General features: G+C 68.6%; 23 protein-coding genes. 5 read left to right on the top strand and 18 right to left on the bottom strand.

The annotated features are described in order from the left end of the window. Positions 1-28: 28 nt before the first annotated feature. Positions 29-1117, bottom strand: a complete 1089-nt coding sequence (locus tag JNK84_RS15535; protein WP_293425422.1) for a class I SAM-dependent methyltransferase — start codon at positions 1115-1117, stop codon at positions 29-31. Then, positions 1114-1977, bottom strand: coding sequence for a type 1 glutamine amidotransferase (locus JNK84_RS15530; RefSeq protein ID WP_293425421.1), 864 nt, complete (start codon positions 1975-1977; stop codon positions 1114-1116). Before JNK84_RS15530 ends, JNK84_RS15535 begins: the two co-directional genes overlap by 4 nt. 190 nt (positions 1978-2167) lie before the next feature. Between JNK84_RS15530 and JNK84_RS15525 the strand changes: the two genes are divergently transcribed. Both JNK84_RS15525 and mutS read left to right on the top strand, forming a co-directional pair. Beyond that, positions 2168-2905: an IclR family transcriptional regulator domain-containing protein gene (locus tag JNK84_RS15525; RefSeq protein ID WP_441343262.1), complete on the top strand. Its 738-nt coding sequence runs from the start codon at positions 2168-2170 to the stop codon at positions 2903-2905. A 73-nt stretch (positions 2906-2978) separates the two neighbouring features. After that, positions 2979-5690 carry a DNA mismatch repair protein MutS gene (mutS, locus tag JNK84_RS15520; protein WP_293425417.1) on the top strand — a complete coding sequence of 904 codons (2712 nt, stop codon included), beginning with the start codon at positions 2979-2981 and terminating at the stop codon, positions 5688-5690. Here the strand turns inward: mutS and JNK84_RS15515 are convergent. The 15 genes from JNK84_RS15515 to JNK84_RS15445 all read right to left on the bottom strand — a co-directional run bounded on the left by JNK84_RS15515 (position 5668) and on the right by JNK84_RS15445 (position 19548). Next, positions 5668-6459, bottom strand: coding sequence for a hypothetical protein (locus tag JNK84_RS15515; RefSeq protein WP_293425415.1), 792 nt, complete (start codon positions 6457-6459; stop codon positions 5668-5670). The genes mutS and JNK84_RS15515 overlap by 23 nt on opposite strands. Before the next feature lie 157 nt (positions 6460-6616). Further along, positions 6617-7174, bottom strand: a complete 558-nt coding sequence (locus JNK84_RS15510) for a tetratricopeptide repeat protein (RefSeq protein WP_293425414.1) — start codon at positions 7172-7174, stop codon at positions 6617-6619. Between the two features lie 130 nt (positions 7175-7304). Then, entirely contained in the window at positions 7305-8123 is an 819-nt protein-coding gene (locus JNK84_RS15505; RefSeq protein ID WP_293425412.1) for an ABC transporter substrate-binding protein, read from the bottom strand. Beyond that, positions 8120-8584: a PTS IIA-like nitrogen regulatory protein PtsN gene (ptsN, locus tag JNK84_RS15500; RefSeq protein WP_293425410.1), complete on the bottom strand. Its 465-nt coding sequence runs from the start codon at positions 8582-8584 to the stop codon at positions 8120-8122. Before ptsN ends, JNK84_RS15505 begins: the two co-directional genes overlap by 4 nt. A gap of 102 nt (positions 8585-8686) precedes the next feature. Then, positions 8687-9271 carry a ribosome hibernation-promoting factor, HPF/YfiA family gene (gene hpf / locus JNK84_RS15495; protein ID WP_293425409.1) on the bottom strand — a complete coding sequence of 195 codons (585 nt, stop codon included), beginning with the start codon at positions 9269-9271 and terminating at the stop codon, positions 8687-8689. A 154-nt stretch (positions 9272-9425) separates the two neighbouring features. Further along, the gene (locus JNK84_RS15490; protein WP_293425407.1) at positions 9426-10340 is read right to left on the bottom strand and encodes an ABC transporter permease; all 915 of its coding nucleotides are present in this window, start codon (positions 10338-10340) and stop codon (positions 9426-9428) included. After that, a complete protein-coding gene (locus JNK84_RS15485) occupies positions 10340-11416 on the bottom strand; it encodes an ABC transporter permease (protein ID WP_293425405.1) in 1077 nt (358 codons plus the stop codon). The genes JNK84_RS15490 and JNK84_RS15485 overlap by 1 nt, the downstream gene beginning before the upstream one ends. Further along, entirely contained in the window at positions 11413-12921 is a 1509-nt protein-coding gene (locus tag JNK84_RS15480; RefSeq protein WP_293425404.1) for an ABC transporter ATP-binding protein, read from the bottom strand. Before JNK84_RS15480 ends, JNK84_RS15485 begins: the two co-directional genes overlap by 4 nt. Next, positions 12921-13400, bottom strand: a complete 480-nt coding sequence (locus JNK84_RS15475) for a nucleoside deaminase (RefSeq protein ID WP_293425402.1) — start codon at positions 13398-13400, stop codon at positions 12921-12923. Before JNK84_RS15475 ends, JNK84_RS15480 begins: the two co-directional genes overlap by 1 nt. A gap of 45 nt (positions 13401-13445) precedes the next feature. Then, positions 13446-14651 (bottom strand): CaiB/BaiF CoA transferase family protein, encoded by a 1206-nt coding sequence (locus JNK84_RS15470; RefSeq protein ID WP_293425400.1) that lies wholly within the window; start codon positions 14649-14651, stop codon positions 13446-13448. A gap of 101 nt (positions 14652-14752) precedes the next feature. Further along, the gene (locus JNK84_RS15465; protein WP_293425398.1) at positions 14753-15820 is read right to left on the bottom strand and encodes an amino acid ABC transporter permease; all 1068 of its coding nucleotides are present in this window, start codon (positions 15818-15820) and stop codon (positions 14753-14755) included. Then, positions 15817-16971 (bottom strand): amino acid ABC transporter permease, encoded by a 1155-nt coding sequence (locus JNK84_RS15460; protein WP_293425396.1) that lies wholly within the window; start codon positions 16969-16971, stop codon positions 15817-15819. The genes JNK84_RS15465 and JNK84_RS15460 overlap by 4 nt, the downstream gene beginning before the upstream one ends. A gap of 111 nt (positions 16972-17082) precedes the next feature. Then, complete coding sequence (locus tag JNK84_RS15455; protein WP_293425394.1) at positions 17083-18117, bottom strand: amino acid ABC transporter substrate-binding protein; 1035 nt, start codon at positions 18115-18117, stop codon at positions 17083-17085. 136 nt (positions 18118-18253) lie between these two features. Beyond that, a complete protein-coding gene (gene trpS, locus JNK84_RS15450) occupies positions 18254-19291 on the bottom strand; it encodes a tryptophan--tRNA ligase (RefSeq protein WP_293425392.1) in 1038 nt (345 codons plus the stop codon). 92 nt (positions 19292-19383) lie between these two features. Then, on the bottom strand, positions 19384-19548 hold the full coding sequence (locus JNK84_RS15445; RefSeq protein ID WP_293425391.1) for a hypothetical protein: 165 nt from the start codon (positions 19546-19548) through the stop codon (positions 19384-19386). A gap of 124 nt (positions 19549-19672) precedes the next feature. Here JNK84_RS15445 and JNK84_RS15440 point away from each other — a divergent pair, with 124 nt between their 5' ends. Both JNK84_RS15440 and JNK84_RS15435 read left to right on the top strand, forming a co-directional pair. After that, complete coding sequence (locus tag JNK84_RS15440) at positions 19673-22129, top strand: penicillin acylase family protein (protein WP_293425389.1); 2457 nt, start codon at positions 19673-19675, stop codon at positions 22127-22129. 107 nt (positions 22130-22236) lie between these two features. Further along, on the top strand, positions 22237-22596 hold the full coding sequence (locus JNK84_RS15435; protein ID WP_293425387.1) for an SH3 domain-containing protein: 360 nt from the start codon (positions 22237-22239) through the stop codon (positions 22594-22596). Positions 22597-22603: 7 nt separating this feature from the next. Here JNK84_RS15435 and JNK84_RS15430 read toward each other — a convergent pair whose 3' ends face one another. Further along, positions 22604-23263, bottom strand: a complete 660-nt coding sequence (locus JNK84_RS15430) for a glutathione S-transferase family protein (RefSeq protein ID WP_293425385.1) — start codon at positions 23261-23263, stop codon at positions 22604-22606. A gap of 480 nt (positions 23264-23743) precedes the next feature. On the opposite strand from JNK84_RS15430, the gene JNK84_RS15425 reads away from it, so the two are divergent. Then, complete coding sequence (locus JNK84_RS15425; protein WP_293425383.1) at positions 23744-25450, top strand: methyl-accepting chemotaxis protein; 1707 nt, start codon at positions 23744-23746, stop codon at positions 25448-25450. The last annotated feature ends 210 nt before the right edge of the window (positions 25451-25660 follow it).

The raw sequence follows: 25660 nt of genomic DNA, 5'->3' as shown, positions 1-25660 counted from the left end.
CCACTTCGCTCGAAAACGCTATGGACGCTCAGTCCTTCATCAGGACGAGGCGATGCAACGTCGCCTTGCCGAGGTCGAACAGCGTCCACGAGGCCGCGAAGAACACGAGGTATTTGTTGGTCACCGGCACGCCGACCAGCGCGTGGGCCTTGTCGCGGTTCTCCGCCAGCCGGTCGAACCAGGCGCGCAGCGTCGGCCGGTAGTCGTGCCGGGAATCATGGACGAGACGGAAGCCGGCCTCCCCCGCCCAGTCGAGATGATCTTGATGCAGCGACAGCGTCGAGCCTGGAAAATAGGCCTGCGCCGCCACCATCGCCGCCGGCCAGCGATCAGTGCCGTTCAGCGAGAAGAAGTGGAACACGGCCCGCCCGCCCGGCTTCAACGCCGCATGCAGCCGCTTGTAGAGCGGCAGCACCTCGTCCGGCTTGATGTGCTCGAACGAGCCGATCGAATAGATCTTGTCGTAGGTCTCGGTGCCGTAGTCGCGGGTGATGAAGTCGCCGAGCTCGGCGTTCAGCCCGAGCGTGCCGCGCACATAGGCGAGCTGGTCATGCGAGAGCGTCAGTCCGGACAGGTTCTCGGAATCGCCGGTATGGGCGTGGATGTGCTTCATCATCGAACCCCAGCCGCAGCCGAGTTCGATGATCCTCTCGCCGGGTTTCGGGTCGAGCAGCGAGAGGATGTGGTTGGCCTTGTTGAGCTGCGCGTCCTCGATCGTCTCGCCGGGCGCGTTGAAATCGGCGCAGGTGTAGAACATGAAGCGCCGGTCGAGGAACAGGGCGTAGAAGTCGTTGGAGACGTCGTAGTGATACTCGATCCCTTCGGCGTGGGACGGCTCCAGGAAGCGCCGCAAGATGCGCTCGCGGCGTGGCCCCGGCGGCCAGGCGTCGATCAATGATTGGACGGGTGCCGGTTGCCGCGTGGTGATCAGGCGCCAGAGCGGCTCGGGATCGACGGGCTTCGCGGATCGCGCGAAATAGAACGGCAGCGCGTAGCCGATGCCGTAGCCGAGCGTCTCCCTGATCCCCTGCGCCGCGCGCACCGGCCACGATGCCGTGTCGAGCCGCAATTGGGCGCGCGTGCCCGAAGGCGTTTCGGCCACTGGTAGGTCGGTCATGCACGGCCTCGCGCGCTCTTCTCGGGCCGCACCCGCGCGGCGATCCAGTTCGACAGCTCGAGCCGGCGGCGGCCCTCTTCGGTCAGTTCGGTGTCGAAACCGTGCCGCCAGGCGACCGCCGCGTCGGCCGGATCGGTATCGAGCGCGTCGAGGTCGGCGCGCCAGCGGCCAAGTTCGTCCATGGTGCGGAAGAAGCCTTCCTCGATCAGCCTCGTGCCCAGCGCGCCGCCGATGGCGGCGACCTCGCCGAACGAGAATTCCGGGTGGTACTGCACCGCCCAGGCGGTGGCCTTGCCGACCCGGATCTCCACCGCCTGCACCTCGCTCATGCCGTTGGAGGCGAGCAGCGTGGTGCCGGGCGCCATGGTCTCGACCTCGTCCTGATGGATGGCCGGCGCGTCGAAGGCCGCCGGCCGGCCAGCAAGCATGGCATGGGCGCGGCCGGCCTCGTTCGGCACGATCTTGCGGGCGAAGCCCATCTCGCGGCCCCTCGGATTGCGGCGAACCACCCCGCCGGCCGCCGTCGTCAGGATCTGCAGGCCCCAGCAGGAGCCGAAGACCGGCGTGCCCGATGCGAAGACCTGCCGGGCGAGGTCGATCTGCGCGGTGATCTCCGGCGTCATGTCGTAGATGTTCAGCGACGAGCCGGTCAGCGCCACCGCGTCATAGCCGGCAAGGCCGCCGGAATCGGGCAGGTTGGCGCCGGGGTCGGCCGGAAAGCAGAGGTCGACGACCGCATCCGGTGCGAGATCCCTCAGTACCTCCGCATAGGCCTCGGACGGCGTCGCGCCGCGGTTTTTAGCATGCCGGGCGCGGTCGGCCGCGTTGTTGCCTTCGACGACGAGGATGCGGAGAGACATGCGGACGGAATTCCAAGGGGGAACGACCAGCCGAGTTTGCACTGCGGAACGGGACAGGAAAAGGGCTTCGCCATTGCCCGCAGGTCAGAAACGCGCCAATAGGTTGGGAACAACGACGTGCGGTGACCGCACAACAGGCCGCGCCTTGGACCAGCCCGCAGAACCCTTCCGGCAGATCGACCGCGATCACATGCTGGGCCTCGAAAAGGGCCTCGCCGTCATCGCCTGTTTCGACGCCGGCCATCCGCGCCTGACGATCGCCGACATTGCGCGGATGACGGGCCTCACGCGCGCGACCGCGCGGCGCTGCCTCATCACCCTCGCGCGCATCGGCTATGCCGAGACGGATGGCCGCCTGTTCACGCTGACCCCGCGCGTGCTCCGGCTCGGCTATGCCTATCTGTCCTCGACGCCGCTGACGACCATTCTCCAGAGCGCGCTGGAGCGGCTCTCGGAGGAGATCGGCGAGAGCTCGTCGGCCTCGATCCTCGACGGCAGCGAGATCGTCTATGTGGCGCGGGCCGCCACCCGGCGGATCATGTCGGTTGGCCTGTCGGTCGGCGCGCGGCTGCCGGCCTTCTGCACCTCCATGGGCCGCGTGCTGCTGGCGGCGCTGCCGGACGAGGAGGCGCGCCGGCGCATCGAGGCCATGCCGCGCGCGCCGCGTACCGGCAGGACAGTGACCGATGCCGACGCGATCATGCGCCTCCTTGAGGGCATCAGGCGTGACGGCCGCGCGATCATCGACCAGGAGCTGGAGATCGGGCTGACCTCGATCGCGGTGCCTGTCTTCGACATTCGCGGCCGGACGCTGGCGGCGATCAATGTCGGCACGCAGGCGACGCGCTTCCCGCCGGATCTGCTGGTGCGCGATCTGCTGCCGAAACTGAAGGCCGTGCAGGCCGATCTCGCCCGTATCCTCGGCTAGTTCGGGGCTAAACCCTGTGGGCGGCGGCCGCGCCCTGTTGAAATCGCGGCAGGCACCTGCCAGCGTCCCGGCCATGCATCAGCTTCGCCCGCCAGCCGCGACAGAGGAGGCCGCCAATCCGGCGGACAGCCGCGTCACGCCGCTGATGGAGCAGTATATCGAGATCAAGGCGGCCAATCCGGACTCGCTGCTGTTCTACCGGATGGGCGATTTCTACGAGCTTTTCTTCGACGACGCCGTCCGCGCCTCGCGCGCGCTCGGCATCGCGCTGACCAAGCGCGGCAAGCATCTCGGCGAGGACATTCCCATGGCCGGCGTGCCGGTCCATGCCGCCAACGACTACCTGAACCGCCTCATCCAGCTCGGCTTCAAGGTCGCGGTCTGCGAGCAGGTCGAGGACCCGGCGGAGGCGAAGAAGCGCGGCTCCAAGTCGGTGGTGAAGCGCGACGTCGTGCGCCTCGTCACGCCCGGCACGCTGACCGAGGACACGCTGCTGGAGGCGCGGCGCTCGAATTACCTGCTTGCCGTCGCGCGCGCCAAGACCTCCTCTGCGGGCTTGGATGGGTTCGGCCTCGCCTGGGTCGATATCTCCACAGGCGAGTTCCGCGTCGCGGAGACGGATGGCGCGCGGCTGGCCGCCGAGATCGCCCGCGTCGACCCGCAGGAGATCGTCGTCTCGGACGCGCTGTTCGCCGATACCGAATGGGGCGACTTCTGGCGCGGCTACCGTTCGGTTTCGCCGAGCCCGCGCGACCTGTTCGATGGCGCGACCGCCGAGCGCCGGCTGGCCGCCTATTTCGGCGTCAAGACGCTGGACGGGTTCGGCGCCTTCTCGCGGCTCGAGGCGACCGCTGCCGCCGCCGTCGTCACCTATGTCGAGCGGACGCAGATCGCCTCGCGCGCTCCGCTGTCGCCGCCGGTCCGTGAGCCGGCCGGCGTCGCCATGCTGATCGATGCGGCGACCCGCGCCAATCTCGAACTCGTCCGCACGCTCGGCGGCGAGCGGCAGGGCTCGCTCCTCTCCGCCATCGACCGCACGGTGACGGCGGCCGGCGCGCGCATGCTCTCCGGGCGGCTCGCCAATCCGCTGACCGATCCGGCCGCCATCGACAGGCGCCTCGACGCGGTGGCGGCGCTGGTCGCCGGGTCCGGGCTGCGCGCGGACATCCGCGCCCATCTCGATGCTGCGCCCGACATGGCGCGGGCACTGACCCGCATCGCCATGGATCGCGGCGGGCCGCGCGATCTCGCCGCCATCGGGCAGGGACTGGTCGCCGCCTCGGCCCTCGCCGAATTCGTGTCCGGCGCGGCCGCCGGAGAATTGCGGCAGGCCGCCGAAGGGCTGGCAAGGCCCGATCCCGCCGTCGCCGCCCTGCTGGCCTCGGCGCTGGCCGACGACCTGCCGCTCATGAAGCGCGATGGCGGCTTCGCGCGCGCGGGCTACAGCGCCGCGCTGGACGAGACGCGGGCGCTGCGCGACGAGAGCCGGCGCGTCATCGCCTCGCTTCAGGCGCGCTATGCCGAGGAGACCGGCGTCAGGACGCTGAAGGTCAAGCACAACAATGTGCTCGGCTATTTCGTCGAGGTCTCCCAGCAGCACGGCGACGCGTTTCTCAAAGCCCCGCTGAACGGCACCTATATCCACCGCCAGACCATGGCCGGCGCCATGCGCTTCACGACCACCGAGCTCGGGGCGCTGGAGGCGAAGATTGCCGGCGCGGCCGACCGGGCGCTGGGGTTGGAGCTGGAGATTTTCGGCGAACTCGCGGCCACCGTTCTCGCCGCCTCGGGGACCATCAAGGCGGCGGCCGACGCGCTCGCCGTGGTCGATGTCGCCGCGGCGCTGGCGACGCTCGCGGTCGAGCAGTCCTACGCGCGCCCGCTGGTCGACGGTTCGCACGCCTTCGCCATTGCTCAGGGTCGCCATCCCGTGGTCGAGCAGGCCCTGCGCTCAGGCGGCCCCTTCGTCGCCAATGACTGCGACCTCTCGGGCAGCGAGGCGGGCAATGGCAGTGGGCGCATCTGGCTGATCACCGGCCCGAACATGGCCGGTAAATCCACCTTCCTGCGCCAGAACGCGCTGATCGCGGTGCTGGCCCAGATGGGTTCCTTCGTGCCGGCGGCCTCGGCCCATATCGGCGTGGTGGACCGGCTGTTCTCGCGTGTCGGGGCGGCCGACGATCTCGCGCGCGGACGCTCGACCTTCATGGTCGAGATGGTCGAGACGGCGGCGATCCTCAACCAGTCCGGTCCCCGCGCCCTCGTCATCCTCGACGAGATCGGTCGCGGCACGGCGACTTTCGACGGCCTCTCCATCGCCTGGGCGGCGGTGGAACACCTCCACGAGACCAACCGCTGCCGCTCGCTGTTCGCCACCCATTTCCACGAGCTGACGGCGCTGTCGAAGCGGCTGAAGCGCCTCCACAACGCGACAATGCGCGTGAAGGAATGGCAGGGCGACGTGATCTTCCTGCACGAGGTGACCGACGGCGCGGCCGACCGTTCCTACGGCATCCAGGTGGCGAAGCTCGCGGGGCTGCCGCCCTCCGTGGTCGAGCGCGCACGGCAGGTCCTGTCCGAGCTGGAAGCGACCGACCGCGCCGCGCCGGTCAGGCGCATGGTCGACGATCTGCCGCTCTTCGCTGCCGCGCCGCGCCCGGCCCCGGTCGCAAAGACAGACCCGGCGCTGGACCTGCTCGATGGTCTCGATCCCGACGACATGACGCCGCGCGAGGCGCAGGAGGCGCTCTACGCCCTCAAGGCTAGGCGCGCGAAGGGCGCCTGAACCGGATGAAGGCGAGCAGCGCCGCCGACCACAGGATCGGCAAGGCGAGGCCGACGAGGATGCCAGTCCACACATAGCCCGCGCGCGCGAAGAGGTGGATCGCCAGCAGGAAGGCGGTGAATCCCACCAGCATGATCAGCCCGTTGATGAAGGCCGCCGCGACGACCGCCCCGCCGAGCCGCCGGTGCATCAGCAGGATGAAGCTCGAATAGCTCGCCGGAAACAGGGCGGCATAGCCGGTGATGGAGGGGCCGACGCTTTCCGAGACGAGGATCACCGAGACGACGACCGCGACGACGATCGCGGCACGCAGCGGAATATCGAACCAGCGACGGCGCGCGGGCGGCGGCGTGGCGGCCGTCCGCCAGCCCCAGGTCGCCGCGATGGCGGCGGCGAAGACGACGAGGTTGATCGCGACGGCTGATGTCGTCGTCCACGCGAAGGCCCTGACGACCAGCATCGCGGCGATCCACGCCGCGATCAGGCCGGCATAGGACAGGATCAGTCCCGAGCCGCGGCGCGCCAGCGCGGCATAGGCGAGCGCCGCCGGCACGATGGCGACATTGCCGGCAAGGCTTGCGAGCGAGGCTTCGGCGATGAACGGCGCGTCGTGGTCGAGCGCGAGCAGCACATAGGCCGGCCCGGTCGAGACCGGCAGCGACAGCACCATGGCGGCGAGGAACGGCCGCGTCCGCTCGGCGACCAGCGATGCGGCGACGACGATGACGGCGGTTGTGAGCGCCTTCAGGATGAGCGCGAGGAAGGACAAGACGGTGGTCCGCGGGGAGGGGGCTATCCGTCTATCGGGTTCGCGATGGCTGCGGCAGCCCGCCCGGATCATTCCTGCCTTTCGCAGGAATGATCCGGATTCCTACATGATCGCGTTTTCCTCGCGCGAACCGGTGTCTACTTCGCTTGCAAACGCGTCAGTGCAGGACGCGCCCGCCATTGGCGTGCATCTCGGCGACCAGCGCGGCCACGCCCTCGAGATGCGGATTGACCGCCAGCGCCGCCTCGAAGGCGATCAGCGCCTCCGCCTCGCGGCCGTGGCGCAGGCAGATCTGCGCGAAGCCGGACAGCGCGCCGAAATGCCGCGGCTCGCGCCTCAGCGTCTCCATGATGTCGGACACCGCATAGGCATCGTCGCCCCTGATGAAATGCAGCGTCGCACGCTTGTTCCAGGCTTCCGACCATTCGGGGCGGGCATCGACCAGCGCATCGAGCACGAGATGGGCGATGTCATAGTCCTTGGCAGCGATGGCGTTGATCGCCTGTTCCATCGCCTCGTCGGCGTAGTCGTCCTCGTGATTGGTCCAGATCGCCCAGATCAGATCCTGCAATTCATAGGCGGGTTCGTGCGGCCGGAAGCGCGACAGGTCGCGAAACAGCCCATCGAGGCGGCGCGGCTGGCCGGGCGCCGGCTTCATCGTATCGAGGCTCAGCACGAGCTTGATGCAGTCGTCGAAGGCGATCAGATCGGCCACAGGCACTCCGCTTGTCTTCCCCGGCCCCCCTCCCGTCAGCACCGGAAGGTGAAACCTTAGCTGGGGATCGCAGATCGGCAAGCCAAGATGATGGCAGGCCCGAAGTTGATCGAAATGTGAGCAGTCCGATCTAGGGAAGCCGTCGGCGCGCTTCGGCGAGATGCTCCACGGCATCGGCCAGGGCCGGACCCGGGCAGACGGTCAGCGCGGCCGGCAGGGTGACGCGTCGCTCCGACGGAAAGAGCCGGGCGAGGACCGGATGCAGCAGCAGCGCAGAGCCGTGATCGGCCGCGCGCGCGGCCGTCTCGCTCACCACCAGCGCATCGGGGCGGGCGGCGACGATCGCCTCCAGCGGTACGAAGCGGCCGAGCCCGGCCGAACCCTGGTCGGCATGGCGGAAGCCGGCCCGGGACAGCACCTCGCCGGTCAGCGAGGCGGCACCGGCCGCGTAGCCGCGCCGCTCGTAGGGCAGTGCCGCCGGCATCCGGCCGAGTTGCAGGGGCAGGGCGTCGAGGCGCGCGGCCAGCGCTTCGCCGCGTTCGGGATGGCCGACCAGCGCGGCGATGCGGCGGATTTCGGCCTGGGTCTCGGCGAATGTCGCCGGCAGCGCCATGCGCTCGACCCGGAAGCCCCGCGCGGCAAGGATCCGGGCCGTGCCCAGCCGGTCGAGCGGCCCGACCAGAACGAGGTCGGGGTTCAGCGACAGCACCTCCTCCGCGGTGCCGCCTGTCTGCGGCAGCCCTCTGGCCGCATCGGCGGCGGCCGAGATCGCGGGGTCGGTTGCGAGCCGCGACAGGGCGACGATCCGATCGCGGTCGGCGAGCGCCAGCACGAACTGGTCGGCGCAGAGGTTGAGCGAGACGATGCGTCGCGGCGGTTCGGAGGCCATCGCCGGGACGATACAGGCCAGCGCAACCGCCAGCGCTGCCGCGAGGCGGCCCGGCCTCACGCGGCGTGAGGGGTCGGCGCTTGCGCCAGCAGCGCGCGCAGGCTCGCCTCGTCGCGGGCGCTGCGCAGCTTCTGGACATTGCCGGGGTCGCGGGTGAGCCGGGCGATCCGCGACAGCGCCTTCAGGTGGTCGGCGCCGGCGCCCTCGGGGGCGAGCAGCGCGAAGACCAGGTCCACCGGCTGGCCGTCAATGGAATCGAAATCAACCGGCTTCTCCAGCCGTGCGAACAGGCCGGTGACCCGCGCCAGTTTCGGCAGCTTGCCGTGGGGAATGGCGATGCCGCTGCCGGCGCCGGTGGAGCCGAGGCTTTCGCGCGCGCTCAGCGTGTCGAAGATTTCCGAGGCCGGGCGGCCCGTGAGTTCGGAGGCCCGGGCGGACAGGGCCTGCAGGAGCTGCTTCTTCGAATCCGCACGCAGGGCGGGGATGATCGCGCCTTCTGCTATAATGTCTGGAAGCGGCATCGGCTGCCTTCTCGGAAAGTGCGGGCCAGTTCGCGGCCGTCAATAGGGTCCATGCAATGACGGTGCCATGACGGGGGATCAGCCCCCCGGCCGGCCGGTCCGTCAGGCTGGCCCGTTCGGCGGCGACGGCGGGTCCACCCACCCGACATGCCCATCCGCGCGCCTGTACACCACATTCACGCGCCCGTGAACCGCATGATGGAAAACCACGGCGGAAGCGCCGGTCATATCCAGTTCCATGACGGCGTCCGCCACGGTCATCCGGCGCAGGCTGGCCGTCTGCTCCGCGATGATGACCGGCTCGAAGCTGCCGGCACCGTCGTCGCCTGCGGCCTCGTCGGGCGCCTCGATGATATAGGAGGGCATGGCCACCGCCGACATGGCGAGATTGCCAGCGCGGTCCTTCAGTCGCTTGGAATAGCGCCGCAGACGCTTTTCGATCCGCTCCACACCGAGATCGCAGGCCGCATAGGCATCGGCCGCGAAGGCCTCCGCCTGCAAGGTCGTGCCCGTGGGGGTGTGGAGGGCCGCAACCGAGCGGAAGCCGTGCGCTTCCTTCTCCACGGTGACGTGGCCGGTCACTCTGCCGTCGAGATATCGCCCTGCGGCCTCACTGACACGTCCTGCGATCCGATCACGCAACGCCTCGCCGATATCGAGGTTCTTGCCGGAAATCCGCAGGGCCATGAGGCTCCTCCGCCTGTCTGTTCGAATGTGCCGGCGCCCGATGGTGCGACGGTCCCGAAGCCTTCTTCTTATGCTCTCAGGGGTAAGGACTGGCGGCGGACAAGTCAATGCGACAGGGGTGGTACACCCACCAGCGCCACACCGCGCCGCGGGCTCAGCGATCGGGTACGAAAGGCGTGCCGAGAGACGCCGGCGCCTGGCTGCCGCGCCGCCCGGCGCTGATCAGGACCAGCACCAGGATGGTCGCGAGATAGGGCAGGGCCGACATGAGCTGGCTTGGAATGCCGAGTCCCTGCGCCTGCGCGTGCAGCTGGAGAACCGTGACGCCGCCGAACAGATAGGCGCCGATGGCGGCGCGCAGCGGCAGCCAGCTGGCGAAGACCACGATGGCGAGCGCAATCCAGCCGCGCCCAGCGGTCATGCCCGGCGACCAGAACGGAGTGTAGGCGAGCGACAGATAGGCCCCCGCGAGGCCCGCGCAGCCGCCGCCGAACAGCACGGCGAGGAAGCGGATCTTCAGCACCGAATAGCCCAGCGCATGGGCCGAGGCGTGGCTCTCGCCGACGGCGCGCAGCACCAGTCCGGCGCGGCTCCTGAACAGGAACCACCAGACGCCGGCGAGCAGCGCCACCGAGGCATAGACGATGGGGTCTTGCGCGAAGACGAGCTTGCCGACGACCGGGATGTCGGAGAGGTAGGGAACGACGATCCTGGCCATCGGGTCGCGCCGCGCACCGATGAAGTCGCGCCCGATCAGGCCCGACAGGCCGATGCCGAGGATGGTCAGCGCAAGCCCGGTGGCGACCTGGTTGGCGGCGAGGCCGAGGGTCAGTCCGGCGAACAGCGCCGCCATGGCCATGCCGGCGGCAACCGCGGCGAGAACGCCGAGCAGTGCCGATCCGGTCAGGATCGCGACCGCGAAACCGGTGGCCGCGCCGACGATCATCATGCCCTCGACGCCGAGATTGAGGACGCCGGAGCGCTCGACCACGAGTTCGCCCAGCGCCGCGATGAGGAGTGGGGTCGCGGCCGTGACGACGGTGAGCAGGATCGCTTCGAACAGGCCCATCAGGTGGTCCTCCCTGCGGAGAGGATGCGCAGGCGATAGAGCAGGAAGGCGTCGCAGCCGAGCACGAAGAACAGCAGCAGGCCCTGGAACACGCGCGTCACATCGAGCGGGATGCGCATGGCGATCTGCGCGTTTTCCCCGCCGATGAAGGTGAGCGCGAGGAACAGCGCGGCAATCAGCGCGCCGATCGGGTTCAGCCGGCCGAGAAAGGCGACGATGATCGCCGTGAAGCCGTAGCCCGGCGAGATCGACGGCTGGAGCTGTCCGATGGGCCCCGCCACCTCGATGATGCCGGCAAGGCCCGCCAGCGCGCCGGACACCGCGAAGACGAGGAGCGTCGTGCGGCGGTCGTCGAAGCCGGCGAAGCGGGCCGCGCGCGGCGCCTCGCCCACCAGCCTGATCTCGAAGCCCTTGATCATTCGCGCCATGACGAAGGCGGCGGTGAGCGCTACGGCGATGGCGATGAGAAAGCCGACATGCAGCCGTCCCGATTCCGCCAGCAGCGGCATGGTCGCTTCGGGTTCGAAATTCACCGATTGCGGGAAGTTGAAGCCCTTGGGGTCGCGCCAGCGCCCGCGCACGAGATAGTCGAGCGTCAGTTCCGCGACATAGACCAGCATCAGGCTGGTCAGGATCTCGTTGACGCCGAAGCGGATCTTGAGAAGCGCGGGGATCAGTGCCCAGCACATCCCGCCGAGCGCGCCGAGGGCGAGCATGGCGGCGATCACCCAGGGGCCGTTCGGCGTGCCGTGGGTCGCCAGCGCCAGCCATGAACCGAAGATCGCGCCCATGACGAGCTGTCCCTCGGCGCCGATGTTCCAGGTGTTGGAGCGGTAGCAGAGCGCCAGTCCCACCGAGATGAGGATCAGCGGCGTCGCCTTCACCGCCAGTTCCTGCAGCGCCCAGCCGTCGCTCAAGGGATCGATGAAGAAGACCTTCAGCGCCGCGGCCGGGTTGCGGCCCATCAGCGCGAAGAGGATGGCGCCGGCGATCATGGTCAGCGTCACGGCCGCCAGCGGCGAGGCGAGGCTCAACCAGCGCGGCCGGTCGTCGCGGCGTTCGAGCATGATCCTCATGCCGCGGCCTCGCCGTGGATACCGCCCATCATGAGGCCGATTTGCTCGCGCGTGAGCGAACGCGCTGGGGCTGCTTCCGACAGCCGGCCCTCCGAAATGACCGCGATGCGGTCGCTGATCTCGAACAGTTCGTCGAGGTCCTGGCTGATGACCAGCACCGCCGTCCCGCGCGCGGCGAGATCGATCAGCGCCTGCCGGATGGTCGCGGCGGCCGCCGCATCGACGCCCCAGGTCGGCTGGGCGACGACCAGCAAGGAAGGCTCGCGCAGGATTTCCCGGCCGACGACGAACTTCTGGAGATTGCCGCCTGAGAGTGCCCGCGCCTCCGGATCAGGCCCGCTCATGCGCACGTCGAACGCCTTGATGACCCGCTGCAACCATTCGGACACGGCATTGCGGTCGATGAGGCCGCCGCGCACGAAGCCGTTGGTGGCATGGCCCGACAGCAGCGTGTTCTCGCTGAGCGTGAAGCGCGGCGCGGCGGCATGGCCGAGCCGCTCCTCCGGCACGAAGGCCGCGCCGCGCCTGCGCCGTGCCGTGACGCTCTCCGCGCCCACGGCGTTGCCGTCGATGACGACCGATCCGGCCGCGCTGCCGCGCTCGCCGGAAAGCGCGGCGAACAGCTCGTCCTGGCCGTTGCCGGCAATGCCGGCAATGCCGGCGATTTCGCCGGCGCGCACGGCGAGCGTGATGTCGCGAAGCGCCGTGCCGTGGGTATCGGCGGCGGCCAGCGACAAGCCGCTCACGGACAGCCGCACCGCCCCCGGTTCATGAGCCGCCGCGCGCACTTGGCCGACTTCGGCGCCGACCATCATGCGGGCGAGGCTCGCGGCCGTCTCGGCGCGCGGATCGCAGGCGGCGACCACCTTGCCGGCACGCAGGATGGTCGCGCGGTCGCAGAGGCGGCGCACCTCGTCCAGCTTGTGGGAAATGTAGAGAACGCTGCGGCCCTCGGCCTTCAGCCTCTCCAGCGTCTCGAACAGCCGGTCGGCCTCCTGTGGGGTCAACACCGAGGTCGGCTCGTCGAGGATCAGCAGCTTCGGGTTCTGCAATAGCGCACGGACGATCTCGATGCGCTGACGCTCGCCGACAGAGAGGCGCCAGACCTCGCGGCGGGGCTCAAGCGGCAGGCCATAGGCAGCCGAGAGGCGTGCGACCTCCGCCTCGATGGTCACCATCGGCGTTTCCGCCGGCAGCGACAGCGCGACATTCTCGGCCACCGTCAGCGCCTCGAACAGCGAGAAGTGCTGGAACACCATGCCGATGCCGAGCCGGCGCGCCTGAGCGGGGCTTGTCAGCGCCACCGGCCGGCCCTCGAAGGCGATGCTACCCTCGCCCGGCTGGACGAGGCCGTAGAGGATCTTGATCAGCGTCGACTTGCCCGCGCCGTTCTCGCCGAGCAGGGCGTGGATCTCGGCTGGCGCGACGGTCAGATCGACATGGTCGTTGGCGGTCAGCGCGCCGTAGCGCTTGACGATGCCGCGCGCTTCCAGAAGCGGCGGCATCAGTACTCGACCTTGTCGGGCTTGGCCGCCCATTCGAGGAAGACGCCGCGCGCCTCGGCGGAGGGCTGATGGTCCATCCGCGCCATGGTCGTGGCCGGCGCGCGCTTCATCTCCTCGTAGAACGGCGCGTCGTCGAAGCCGATGGCGGCGGCATCGTCGCGGGTATTCGCATAGACGATGCGGCCGACGCGCGCCCAGAGCGCCGAGGCGAGGCACATGGGGCAGGGCTCGCAGCTCGTATAGAGCGTCGCGCCGCTGAGGTCGAAGCGGCCGAGCGCCGTGCAGGCGCGGCGGATGGCGACGACCTCTGCATGGGCGGTCGGGTCGTTGGTCGAGGTGACCTGGTTCCAGCCCTCGGCGACGACCTTGCGGTCGAGGACGACCACCGCGCCGAAGGGGCCGCCGTGGCCGGCCTCCATATGGATGCGGGACAGCCTGACGGCTTGGGACAGGAACTGGCTGTCGAGATCGGATGACATGGGCCGATCTCACGTGGCGGGAGGCATGAAGTCAATTCGGTCGGGCTAGAGAACGCCGTCTTTCCGCATCTCGTCGATTTCTTCGTCCGCGAAGCCCGCCGCTCTCAGCACTGCCTCCGTATGCTCGCCGAGCCCGGCGCCCGGCCAGCGGACCGCACCGGGGGTGCGCGTGAGCTTCGGCACGATGCCCTGCATCAGCATCCGGCCGAACGCCTTCGTCTCGACCTCGACCACCATGTCGCGCGCCCGGAAATGCGGATCGGCCGTCACCGCCGCCGCGTCGTTGACGCCGCCGGCGGGCACCGCCGCGCCGTCGAGCAGCGCGAGGAGTTCGTCTCTCGCCTTGGTGCTGGTCCAGTCGCCGATGATCCGGTCGATCTCCGCCTGATTGTCCGGCTGGCCGCGTGCGCCGTGGGTGGCAAAGCGCGGGTCCTGGCCAAGGAAATCCATGCCCATGACAGCGAACAGCCGCTTGCAGATCGTGTCGGCATTGGCGCCGATGACGATGTGGTGGCCGTCGAGGGTCGGATAGATGTTGGAGGGAGCGAAACCCGGCGAGGTCAGCCCGGTGCGGCCGCGCACATGGCCGGTCACCGAATATTCCGCGATTACCCCTTCGATGGAGGCGAGGATGGCATCGGTCAGGCCGACATCGATGACCTGTCCCTTGCCGTCTCTCCCGCGCTGGTGGAGCGCGGCGAGGATGCCGAAGGCCGTGTAGATGCCGGCCAGCGTGTCGCCGATGGACAGGCCCGTGCGGGTTGGCAGCCGGTCGGGGTAGCCGTTGATCGTGCGCATGCCGCCCATGGCCTCGGCGACGGCGGCAAAGCCCGCCTTCTCGGAGTAGGGGCCGTACTGGCCGTAGCCGGAGACACGGGCGATGATCAGCTTCGGATTGAGGGCATGCAGGGCCTCGACGGTGAGGCCCCATTTCTCCAGCGTGCCGGGCCGGAAGTTCTCCAGCAGCACGTCGGCCCCGGCGACAAGGCGGCGCAGGATGTCCTGCCCCTTGGGCTTGCGGAGATCGACTGTCACGCTCTTCTTGTTGCGGCCGATGACCGGCCACCAGACCGAAGCGCCGTCCTTCTTGGCGAAGCCCCACTGGCGCATCGGGTCGCCCTTGCCGGGATCCTCGAACTTGACGAGGTCGGCGCCCATGTCGGCGAGCAGCTGGCCGCAATAGGGTCCGGCGATGAACGAGCCGAGCTCGACGACCTTGATGTCGGAGAGGGGGCCGGCGGCAGCGGTCATGGCGGCATCCATTGCGCGAGAGACCGCTGACCTAGCGCCGGAGGCGGCGTCCGGCAATGCAGCCGGGCGCGCGTCAGTGCCGCGCGATCAGTGCGTCGGGATCAGTGCGTCGTCTTGCGGCTGGCTTCCAGATGCCGCGACCAGCGCGACAGGCCGAAGCAGATGACCCAGTAGACCGTGCCGGCGAAGGCATAGGCCTCCTTGTTCATGCCGACCCAGGCGGGATCGGCGAGCGAGGCCTGGGCGATGCCGAGCAGGTCGAAGATCGAGACGATGGAGACCAGCGAGGTGTTCTTCACCAGCGCGATGAACTCGTTGGTCATGGCCGGCATGGAAATGCGCAGCGCCTGCGGCAGCACGATCAGGCCGGTGGTCTGCCAGTAGCCGAGCCCGCCGGCGGCGGCGGCCTCCCACTGGCCCTTCGGGATCGCCTGCAGGCCGCCGCGCACCGCTTCCGCCATATAGGCGGCGATGACGAAGGCGAGGCCCACCAGCGCGCGCACGAGCCGGTCGATGTCCCAGCCGGCCGGCATGACCAGCGGCAGGAGGAGCGAGGCGAGGAAGATCACCGTGATGATCGGCACGCCGCGCCAGAATTCGATGAAGATGGTGGCGACCAGCCGGATCACCGGCAGTTCCGACTGCCGGCCAAGGGCCAGCAGGATGCCGAGCGGCACGGCGAGCACGCCCGCATAGACCGACAGGAACACGGTCAGCATCAGGCCGCCCCACTGGCGCGTCTCGATGCGCGGCAGGCCGAAGCCGCCGGCCAGCAGCCAGGCGTCGACGAGCAGCACCAGCGCCCAGAGCGCGGGGACCGTGATGGCGCGGCGCGGCAGGGCCTTCCAGAAGGACACAGCGACCGTGGCGACCAGCAGCAGCCCGGCAAGGTTCACCCGCCAGCGCTGCTCCACGGGATAGAAGCCATACATGAACTGGCCGAAGCGGGCCTTGATGAAAACCCAGCAGGCGCCCTCGCCGGTGCAGTCGGCGCGGGTCGTCCCGGCGAATTGGGCGTCGATGATCGCCCAGCGCACGATGGGAACGACGATGGCGACGATCGCCGCGATGCACAGCAGCGAGACGACCGCGTCCACGGGCGTCGCGAAATAGCCCTGCCGCAGGCGGCGCAGGAGCGGCGGCATGGAGGGCGCGGCGACGTCGCTCATCGGGTCACCAGCGCGGTCTTGGCGTTGTACCAGTTCATGAAGCCCGAGACGGCGAGGCCGATGGCGAGATAGATCGCTAGCGTGATGGCGATGATCTCGATGGCCTGACCGGTATTGGTCAGCGCGGAGCCGACGAAGACGCTGACGAGTTCGGGGAAGGCGATGGCCGCGCCGAAGGAGGAATTCTTCAAGACGTTGAGATACTGGCTGGTCAGCGGCGGGATCATCACCCGCATGGCCTGCGGGATGACGACGAGGCTGAGCGCGCGGTTGGGCCTCAGCCCCAGCGCATAGGCAGCCTCCCACTGGCCCTTGACCACGGACTGGATGCCGCCGCGAACGATCTCGGCGATGAAGCCGGCCGTGTAGGTGGTCAGCGCCGCGAACAGCGCGACGAATTCCGGCACCAGCACGAAGCCGCCGCGGAAGTTGAAGCCGCGCAGCGCCGGCACGTCCCACGGGCTGATCGCCGAGGCGATGCCGAAGGCGAGCGCCGGCAGGGCCGCGAGCAGGACAAGGCCGCTGGCCCAGACGGGGAAGATCTGCCCCGTCGCGTCACGGCGGCGCTTGGCCCAGAAGGCGATGGCGGCCTGCACGACCAGCCCGACCAGCACGACACCCGCGGCAATGCGGAACGCGCTGCCGTCCGTCGGCACCGGGATCGTGAGACCGCGATTGTTCAGATAGGCGACCGAGAAGATGCCGATCGACTGGCGCGGTCCCGGCAGCGCGGCGATGACACCGAAATACCAGAACAGCACGAAGAACAGCAGCGGGATGTTGCGGACGAACTCGATGAAGGCGCCGGCAAGTCCCGACAGCAGTTTGTTCGCCGAGAGCCGCGCCACGCCGATCACGAAACCGAGCAGCGTCGCAGCCACCACCGAGACGAAGGAGATGACCAGCGTGTTGACGACGCCGACCCAGAGCAGGGCGAGAATGTTGGAATCCGGTGTGTAGTTGGTCAGCACGAAGGGCACATCGATGCCCGAGGTGCGCCACAGGAAGTCGAAGCCGGAAGCCATGCCGGCATTGACCATGTTCTGCGAGGCGTTGCGGACGATGACGACCACCGTCGCGGCAAGGCCGAGCAGCAACGCGGCCTGCCAGAAGATTTCGCGCACACGCTTGTCGTAGAAATAGCGGGTCAAGAACGGCCTGTCTTAAAGCGCTGCGGCGGAGGGGATGCCCGCCCGGCGGTGCCGGACGGGCGGAAGCGGATCAGTTGCGGCGGACCTGCGCGATCCTCGGCCGCAAAGCCATCACTGGAACGGCGGCGTGAACAGGAGGCCGCCGCGCGTCCAGAGCTGGTTGGCGCCGCGCTCGAGGCCGAGCGGCGAGCCCTTGCCGACCGTGCGCTCATAGCTCTCGCTGTAGTTCCCGACCTGCTTGATGGCGTTGAACATCCAGGCATTGTCGAGGCCGAGCATGGCGCCGAAATTGCCGTCCGCGCCGAGCAGGCGGCGGATTTCGGCATTGCGCGAGTTCGAGCGCATCTCGTCGACGTTCTTCGAGGTCACGCCGAGATGCTCGGCGGCGATCATGCCGTTCAGCACCCAGCGGACGATGGCCTGCCAGCGCTCGTCGCCGTAGCGGGTGACCGGCCCCTGCGGGTCGTTGGAGATCAGCTCGGTCATGATCGTGTGCTCGCCGGGATTGCGCAGCTTGATGCGCTGGCCGGCGAGCGCGCCGACACCAGCGGTGTAGCTGTCGCAGCGGCCTGCATCATAGGCGGCGATGGCGTCGTCGTTCTTCTGGAAGTTGATGATCGAGACCTTGAGGTTGCGCTCGCGGAAATAGTCCGCGGCCATGCGCTCCTCGGTCGAGCCGGCGGCGACGCAGATCGAGGCGTTCTCGAGGTCGGTCGGCTTCTTGGCGCCCGAGGCGGTGCGCACGATGAAGGTCTGGCCCTCGTAGAAGTTGATGCCCTGGAAGTTCACGCCGAGCGTGGCGTTGCGCGAATAGGTGATCGTGGTGTTGCGGGACAGCACGTCCACCTGGCCCGACTGGAGCACCGGCCAGCGCTGCTGCACGGAGGTCGGCGTGTAGCGGACCTTGTTGGCATCGCCGAGGACGGCGGCTGCCAGCGCGCGGCAATAATCGACGTCGAGGCCGGTCCACTCGCCCTTGTCGTTGGCGAAGGAGAAGCCCGGCAGGCCGAGATGGACGCCGCATTCCAGATGGCCGCGCGCGCGGATCGCGTCCAGCGTCGGCGAGGGAATGAGCTGCTGGGCGCCGGCGGAGCCGGCGACGAGCGCGAAGGCGGCGACAAGCGCGCCACGGCGGAGGGTGGTCATGAGGCAGGCTCCCGTAAGGCTCCGCCCGGACGCCCGGAGCGGAGAAAATTGATGCTCACAGTCGGAAGGCGCGCAAAAAGAGTCAACTGTCACAAAGCTGCCGCATGGCGACAGCCGCGAGTTGTCCCGCGTCTGTTCAGGAACGGACGAAGCCGACGATGTCCTTGACCGAATCCATCACCGGCCGGGCGACGGCCCGCGCGCGCTCGGCGCCGGTGCCAAGGATGCGGTCGATCTCGGCCGGGTCGTTCAAAAGCCGCTTCATCTCCGACGTGATCGGCGAGAGCTTGGCGACCGACAGGTCCGCCAGCGCAACCTTGAACGTCGAGAACTGGCCGCCGCCGAACTCCTTCAGCACGTCGGCCTTGGTGCGCCCCGACAGCGCCGCGAAGATGCCGACGAGGTTGTCGGCCTCGGCGCGCCCCTTGAGGCCGGCTTCCTCGGTCGGCAGCGGTTCGGGGTCGGTGCGGGCCTTGCGGACCTTCTGGGCGATGGTGTCGGCATCGTCGGTCAGCGCGATGCGCGAATAGTCGGACGGGTCCGACTTGGACATCTTCTTGGTGCCATCGCGCAGCGACATGACGCGCGTCGCCGGCCCCATGATCACCGGCTCGGTGACGGGGAAGAAGGCGTCGCCATGGCCGAGTTCGGCAATGCGCTCGGCATAGTCGTTGTTGAACTTGATCGCGATGTCGCGGGTCAGTTCCAGGTGCTGCTTCTGGTCGTCGCCCACGGGCACGTGCGTCGCGCGATAGGCGAGGATGTCGGCCGCCATCAGGCTCGGATAGGCGAGGAGGCCGAGCGAGGCGTTCTCCCTGTCCTTGCCGGCCTTGTCCTTGAACTGCGTCATGCGGTTCATCCAGCCGATCCGCGCGATGCAGTTGAACACCCAGGCAAGCTCCGCATGCTCGTGGACCTGGCTCTGGTTGAACAGGATCGAGCGCTTCGGATCGATGCCGGCGGCGATATAGGCGGCCGTGACCTCGCGGATCGCCTTCTGCAGCGCCTTCGGGTCCTGCCAGACGGTGATCGCGTGCATGTCCACGACGCAATAGATGCAATCGTGGGTTTCCTGCATGGCGACCCAGTTCACCAGCGCGCCGAGATAATTGCCGAGGTGCAGGTCGCCCGAAGGCTGCATGCCCGAAAAGACGAGCGGCTTGAAGGTCGCCATGGCCGAGAAAGTCCCGAAACTATGTAGCGAAAGGCGCTACATGAGGCGCGCTTCCTCGCATGGCGGCGGCGGCTGTTCAAGCCGGCCGGCCGTCAGCTTTCCTTGGAGCCGAGTTCCTTGCGGGCGAGCTGCCGGTAGCGCTCCTTCTCCTCCGCGCTCGCCAGCGGTCCGGGCGGCCAGGGCTTGCCGGGGTTCTGCAGCTCGAAAATCCTGCGCGCGGCGCGTTCGAGAGCCGCATCGTCGTCATTGTCTGCCATGGCGTCCTCCACTCGGGTGCTGCCGTGCGCTCAGTCGAAACGCACCTTGCTCCGGTCGGCGGCCAATGATCAACTCCGCGCCCGCTCTCCGGCTCCCGGCAGCGGCCATCTACCGAGTTGTCCCATGCGCTTCATCCGTCGCCTGTTCAAATGGACCGCGCTTCTCGTCGTCCTGGCCGTCGTGGCGGTCGTCGCCACCGTCGTCTGGTACGTGCGCGCGGTGGAGCCGCAGGTCGCCGGCACGATCACGCTGCCGGGCTTCGAACGGCCGGTGGAGGTGATCCGCGACAAGGAGGGCGTCGCCCACATCTTCGCGGCGACCGATGGCGACGCCACCGCCGCCCTCGGCTTCGTTCACGCGCAGGATCGCCTGTGGCAGATGGAGATGAACCGCCGCATCGCCAATGGCCGCCTCGCCGAGGTGGTCGGTGCGCCGGGGCTGGAGACCGACCGCTTCCTGCGCACCATCGGCATCCGCCGGTCCGCGGAGGCGATCTGGGCCAATCTCGACGCCGAGACGCGCGTCTCGCTCGCGGCCTATGCCCGCGGCGTCAACGCCTACCTGACCAGCCGCACGACGCCGCTGCCGCCGGAGTTCCAAATTCTCGGCGCGCCCGGTCCCGAGCCATGGACGCCGATCGATTCCATCGGCTGGTCGCTGATGATGGCGCTCGATCTCGGCGGCAATCTCAATGCCGAGATCACCCGCCTCCGGCTGGCGCAGGCCGGCTTCTCCATGGAACGCATCGGCGAGTTCCTGCCGCCCTATTCCGGCGAGCGCTGGCCGGTGCTGCCGGACTATACCGCGCTCTACCGTTCGCTCGGCGGCCAGGCCCAGCGGGCGGACGCGATGATCCGGCCGTTCAATCTCGGCCTCGAAGGCGTCGGCTCGAACAACTGGGTCGTGTCCGGCGCGCGGTCGCAGACCGGCAAGCCGTTGCTCGCCAACGACCCGCATCTCGGCCTCTCGGCGCCGGCGCTCTGGTATTTCGCGCGGCTGACCTCGCCGTCCGGAACGGTGATCGGGGCGACCCTGCCCGGCGTGCCGGGCGTGGTGCTCGGCCGCAACGACCGCATCGCCTGGGGCTTCACCAATACCGGGCCGGACGTGCAGGACGTCTATATCGAGCGGATCGATCCGCAGAACCCGAGCCGCTATCAGACCCCGGACGGCTGGCGCGACTTCGAGACCGTCCGCGAGGTCGTCAAGGTCAAGGGCGCCGCCGACGTGACGCTCGACGTGCGCATCACCCGCCACGGGCCGGTGATCTCGGACGGGGCGTCCCGCGGCGCGACCGAGGCGGCTCCGCAGGGTCATGCGCTGGCGCTGCGCTGGACCGCGCTCGAGCCCGACAACCTGACGGTCCAGGCCTTCTCGCGCCTGAATACGGCGAAGAACTGGCAGGAGTTCCTTGCCGCTGCCCGCCACTATCACGCGCCACAGCAGAACATGGTCTATGCCGACGTTGACGGGAATATCGGTTTCGTCGCCGCCGGCCGGGTCCCCGTGCGCCGGCCGGACAACGACCTGCGTGGCCTCTTTCCAGCGCCCGGCTGGGACGCGCGTTACGACTGGGCCGGCTTCATCCCGTTCGAGGAACTGCCGCAGGAGTTCAATCCGGAGCGTGGCTTCCGCTACACCGCCAACGAGCGGATCACGGCGGAGGGCTATCCCCATTTCATCACCGGCGAATGGGCGACGCCGCACCGCGCCGACCGCATCCGCGAACTGCTGGCCCAGCGCGACAAGCACTCGCTGGACAGCTTCCGGCAGATTCAGGCCGATCACCGCTCGAACGCCGTGCGGGAGGTGCTGCCGCTCCTGCTTCAGCTCTACCCGGCGGGCGAGCGCGAGCGTCGGCACCAGACGCCGGCACGCGAGCAGTGGGCGCTCGACATGCTCAAGGCCTTCGACGGCACGATGGCGGCCGACCGCCCCGAGCCGCTGATCGCCACGGCGTGGATGCGCGAACTGACCCGCCTCGTCTATGCCGACGAGCTCGGCCCCGAACTGTTCCGCGATCTGTGGGACCAGCGGCAGGTCTTCATGATGAACGTCCTGCAGAATCGCGAGGGCCAGTCGAACTGGTGCGCCACCCGCGGCACCCCGGCCGGCGCCGTCTCCTGCGCTGCGCTGGTTACGCGTGCGCTGGAACTCGCGCTGGACGACATCGAGAAGCGCTACGGTCAGGATCGCTCGAAATGGCAGTGGGGCCGCGCCCACGACGCGCGGTCCGAGCACCGGCCTTTCGCGCGCGTCGCCGCTCTCGCCTGGCTCTTCGACGTCCGCGTCCCCGTTCCCGGCGACACCTACACGGTCAACGTCAACCGCCACACGATCCGCAACGAGGCCGAGCCCTTCGTGTCGCGCCATGCCGCGTCGCTGCGCGCGCTCTACGACATGGCCGATCCCGAGCGCTCGGTGTTCATGCACTCGACGGGACAGTCGGGACTGCCGACCTCGCGGTTCTACGGCAACCTTGCCGAACGCTGGTCGCGGGTGGAGTTCATCCCGATGAGGACCAGGCGGGAGGACATCGCGCGGGACGCCATCGGCACGCTGCGGATCGAGCCGCGCTGAAGCGGAAGCGGACAGAGTTGAAACGGGCGGTGCTCCGGTCCGGCATCGTCCGCCAATCCGCGCCAGCTACTGAAGCGTCAACCTGATCCACCGAGAGGGATGACGCCATGACCCGCTGCAGCCTTTCTGCCCGCCGCCTCGGCATGCTCGCCGCAACGGCGCTGGCCCTCGGCCTCGCGGCTTCACCCGCGAGCGCCCTCAACGCGGTCTGCGAGGTTCTGCCGACCGCCGACGGCTTCGCCGCACTCCGCAGTGCTCCCTCGACCGACGCGCCGATGATCCGCCGCATGCCCACCGGCCACGGCGTGAAGATGCGGTCCGTCCAGATGGGACGCCTCGTCACCTCCGGCCGCTGGGTGCAGGTCACCCATTGGCCGGATGGCAAGTTCTACGAGCCGGGCGATGCCGAGTTCAGCCTCGGCCGTACCGGCTGGGTCGTCCACCGCCTCGTCGGCGAGTGCGGCTGAGCCGGCGTCAGCCGGCTGCCTCTGCGGCCGCGACCACAGCGGCCTGATGCTCGGCGGCGAGCTTCTCGTCGAGGTCCATCATCACCCTGTAGGACGGCCGCGACACGATCTTCTGGATGAAGTCGGTGATCACCGGCCGCTCCGGCACGAGGCCGAACATCGTCATCCAGTGCAGCGCCGTGCCCCAGAGGATGTCGGCCGCCGACAGGCGTTCGCCGGTGAAGAATGGCTGGCGCGAAAGATGCTGCACCAGCGTTTCATACATCGTGTCGAAATCGCCGTAGGGCGAGCTCTGGGCGCTGCCCGCCTCGCGCTTCATGGCGCGGTCGCTGACCGCCGGTTCGAAACAGGCGGCATAGAAGACCAGCCAGCGCAGATAGGCGCCACGTTCGGCATCGCCGATGGCCGGCGCGAGGCCCGCCCCGGGAAACGCATCGGCGAGATAGATGGAGATCGCGACCTGCTCGGTGACCAGCGCGTCGCGGTGGCGGATCGCCGGCACCTTGCCCATCGGATTGACCGCCAGATACTCGGGCCCGCGCTGTTCGCCGGCCTTCATGTTGAGCACATGCAGCTTGTAGGGCGCGCCCAGTTCCTCCAGCAGGACAAGCGCCGCGCCCGAGCGGCTCTGCGGCGAGTGGAACAGCGTCACGATATCGTCGGTCATCCAAAAATCTCCCTGTCGTCGCGGGCAGTGCCCTCAACAGTGCATGTCGGCCATGACAGTGTCGCCGTACGGCAGCAGGGCGGCGCGACGGGCAGCCGCTGGTCCCGTGTGATCCGCCGGTCGCGGTCGTCGTGCCAGAGGTAATCAAGTTGGACGACAGGATTGAGCTTTCGTTGTCGCCCGGCACCCCGCTGGATTGCCGTGGCATTGTCGGATCTGGGCTACTGACCATCCTTCGGCGAAAGTCTGGCCGCGACACGGGGCCGATCTGCGGGGCTGCGCCAAATGGGAGCGCGTTCCTTGTGAAAGCGGCAGTTTACTTTGAAGTATCAAACATGATTTCTGAATACCTTGGGTAAGGTGTGACCTTGGAATATTGCACATGTAGTTCCGTGTCTTGCAGTGCCTGATTAACCCATGATTCACTCTGTCTCACCATGGTGGCGGCGCGCACGCTCCGTGCCCCGTGGAACGCCTCACATGTCGGTCTTCTCCCGCATTCGCATCACATCCAAACTGATGCTCATCATTCTCGCGCTCAACGTGCTGACGCTGAGCATGGCTGCGATCGGCTATTACGCCCTCAACGAGGTCGATCGCGAGACCGACCGCATGGAACGCGTCGCCACCCGCGCCGTGACGGCCGCGCGCGGCGGCCAGAATCTGATCATGATCGGCCGGCTCGAGGCTATGCTCGCGGCCAACACGACGCCCGACATGATCAAGTATGCGCTTGAGCAGATCGACCGGGAGGCGGGGTTGTTCCGCGCGCGGATCGACGAGGTGGCCCAGTCCCCCATGGCGGATGTGCAGGAGGGCGTCGCCAAGCTGCGCCGGTCGACGGAGACCTACCGGGCCAATCTCCAGAAGGCTCTCACCATCGCCAAGGCGATCACCGATCGCGCGACGCCCGAACAGCAGCGCGAGCTGACCGTCCTGGTCGCTAGCGGCCGAGATTCCTTTCTCGCGGCGCGCGAGGACATTCGCAGCCTGATGGACATGAACATGACGCGCCTCGCGGCGCTGAACAAGAATGTCACCAGCATCAACCGGAACATGTCGTTCCTGCTGGTCGTCATGGGCGTTGTCGGCGTTCTTCTCGGCCTCGGCCTCGGCGTCGTGATCGGCAATTTCGGCATTGCCCGTCCGCTTCGCCTTCTGACGAGCCAGCTCGGCGAACTCGCCCATGGCCGCTTCGACATCGCCGTCGTCGGCCAGGAGCGGCGCGACGAGATCGGCGACATCGCCCGCGCCGCCGATACGTTCAAGCAGAACGGCATCGAGGCGCAGCAGCTGCGCGAGGAGCAGGAAGCCGCCAAGTCGCGTTCGGAAGCCGAACAGCGCGCGATGATGAACCGGATGGCCGATGAGTTCGACGCGGCTGTCGGTGGCATCGTCTCCTCCGTCTCGGCCTCCGCCGAGCAGCTGAAGAGCGCAGCCGAAACCATGACCGGCGCGGCCGCCGAAGCATCCGCCCAGTCGAATGCGGTTGCCGCGGCCTCCGAGGAAAGCACGACCAACATCCAGACCGTCGCCTCGGCGAGCGAGGAGCTTGCCGCCTCGGTGCGCGAGATCGGCAGCCAGGTCGAGAAGTCCTCGCGCATGGCTTCCGACGCCGTGGCCGGCGCCGACGTTTCCGCCGGGCAGATCAACGAACTGTCCAACCGGGTGCAGAAGATCGGCGAGATCGTCGAGCTCATCAACGCCATCGCCGCCCAGACCAACCTGCTGGCGCTCAACGCCACCATCGAGGCAGCGCGCGCCGGCGAGGCTGGCCGGGGCTTCGCGGTGGTGGCGGCCGAGGTCAAGGGCCTCGCCGACCAGACCGCCAAGGCGACCACCGACATCGCCCAGCAGATTTCCGGCGTCCAGACCGCGACCTCGGAATCGGCCCATTCGATCACCGGCATCGCCAAGGTCATCCGCGACATGTCGATGATCGCCGGCGACATCGCCGCCGCCGTGGAAGAGCAGAACGCCGCGACGCAGGAAATCGCCCGCAACGTCAGCCAGGCTTCGGCCGGCGCCGGCGAGGTCTCGTCCAACATCGTCGGTGTTTCGCAGGCCGTGTCGGAAACGGGCGCGGCGGCGACGCAGGTCCTGTCTTCCGCCGAAAGCCTCGCCGGCCAGGCGACGCGCCTGCGCGAGGAAATGCAGAAGTTCCTCGCGACCGTCCGGGCAGCGTGACGCAGTAGCAGCGCGCGCCCCTGAAGGGGACGGGCCCCCGGCAATCACGCCGGGGCGTCAAGGCCCACGGAGACAAGCAAACGGAAAAGGCCCGGGATGGCTGATCGCCTCCCGGGCCTTTTTGCGCGCCTGTTGCTGTCGAGGCTTCCGGAAGCGGGGGCATTTGCCCTGCGACCGCGATGCAGCACGGGGCGGGCGCGAGCGGCGCCC

Origin of the sequence: Phreatobacter sp. (assembly GCF_016793595.1) — a bacterium.
GTDB lineage: Bacteria > Pseudomonadota > Alphaproteobacteria > Rhizobiales > Phreatobacteraceae > Phreatobacter.
Note: the sequence above shows the minus strand (reverse complement) of the source record. Positions and strands in the feature narration are given on the sequence as shown.

Bases quoted from the DNA above. Each gene is read 5' to 3' on its own strand.
- JNK84_RS15535 (WP_293425422.1), bottom strand. From the start codon at position 1,117: ATGACCGACCTACCAGTGGCCGAAACGCCTTCGGGCACGCGCGCCCAA.
- JNK84_RS15530 (WP_293425421.1), bottom strand. From the start codon at position 1,977: ATGTCTCTCCGCATCCTCGTCGTCGAAGGCAACAACGCGGCCGACCGC.
- JNK84_RS15525 (WP_441343262.1), top strand. From the start codon at position 2,168: ATGCTGGGCCTCGAAAAGGGCCTCGCCGTCATCGCCTGTTTCGACGCC.
- mutS (WP_293425417.1), top strand. From the start codon at position 2,979: ATGCATCAGCTTCGCCCGCCAGCCGCGACAGAGGAGGCCGCCAATCCG.
- ptsN (WP_293425410.1), bottom strand. From the start codon at position 8,584: ATGCCGCTTCCAGACATTATAGCAGAAGGCGCGATCATCCCCGCCCTG.
- hpf (WP_293425409.1), bottom strand. From the start codon at position 9,271: ATGGCCCTGCGGATTTCCGGCAAGAACCTCGATATCGGCGAGGCGTTG.
- JNK84_RS15490 (WP_293425407.1), bottom strand. From the start codon at position 10,340: ATGGGCCTGTTCGAAGCGATCCTGCTCACCGTCGTCACGGCCGCGACC.
- JNK84_RS15485 (WP_293425405.1), bottom strand. From the start codon at position 11,416: ATGAGGATCATGCTCGAACGCCGCGACGACCGGCCGCGCTGGTTGAGC.
- JNK84_RS15480 (WP_293425404.1), bottom strand. From the start codon at position 12,921: ATGCCGCCGCTTCTGGAAGCGCGCGGCATCGTCAAGCGCTACGGCGCG.
- JNK84_RS15475 (WP_293425402.1), bottom strand. From the start codon at position 13,400: ATGTCATCCGATCTCGACAGCCAGTTCCTGTCCCAAGCCGTCAGGCTG.
- JNK84_RS15470 (WP_293425400.1), bottom strand. From the start codon at position 14,651: ATGACCGCTGCCGCCGGCCCCCTCTCCGACATCAAGGTCGTCGAGCTC.
- JNK84_RS15465 (WP_293425398.1), bottom strand. From the start codon at position 15,820: ATGAGCGACGTCGCCGCGCCCTCCATGCCGCCGCTCCTGCGCCGCCTG.
- JNK84_RS15455 (WP_293425394.1), bottom strand. From the start codon at position 18,117: ATGACCACCCTCCGCCGTGGCGCGCTTGTCGCCGCCTTCGCGCTCGTC.
- trpS (WP_293425392.1), bottom strand. From the start codon at position 19,291: ATGGCGACCTTCAAGCCGCTCGTCTTTTCGGGCATGCAGCCTTCGGGC.
- JNK84_RS15445 (WP_293425391.1), bottom strand. From the start codon at position 19,548: ATGGCAGACAATGACGACGATGCGGCTCTCGAACGCGCCGCGCGCAGG.
- JNK84_RS15440 (WP_293425389.1), top strand. From the start codon at position 19,673: ATGCGCTTCATCCGTCGCCTGTTCAAATGGACCGCGCTTCTCGTCGTC.
- JNK84_RS15435 (WP_293425387.1), top strand. From the start codon at position 22,237: ATGACCCGCTGCAGCCTTTCTGCCCGCCGCCTCGGCATGCTCGCCGCA.
- JNK84_RS15430 (WP_293425385.1), bottom strand. From the start codon at position 23,263: ATGACCGACGATATCGTGACGCTGTTCCACTCGCCGCAGAGCCGCTCG.
- JNK84_RS15425 (WP_293425383.1), top strand. From the start codon at position 23,744: ATGTCGGTCTTCTCCCGCATTCGCATCACATCCAAACTGATGCTCATC.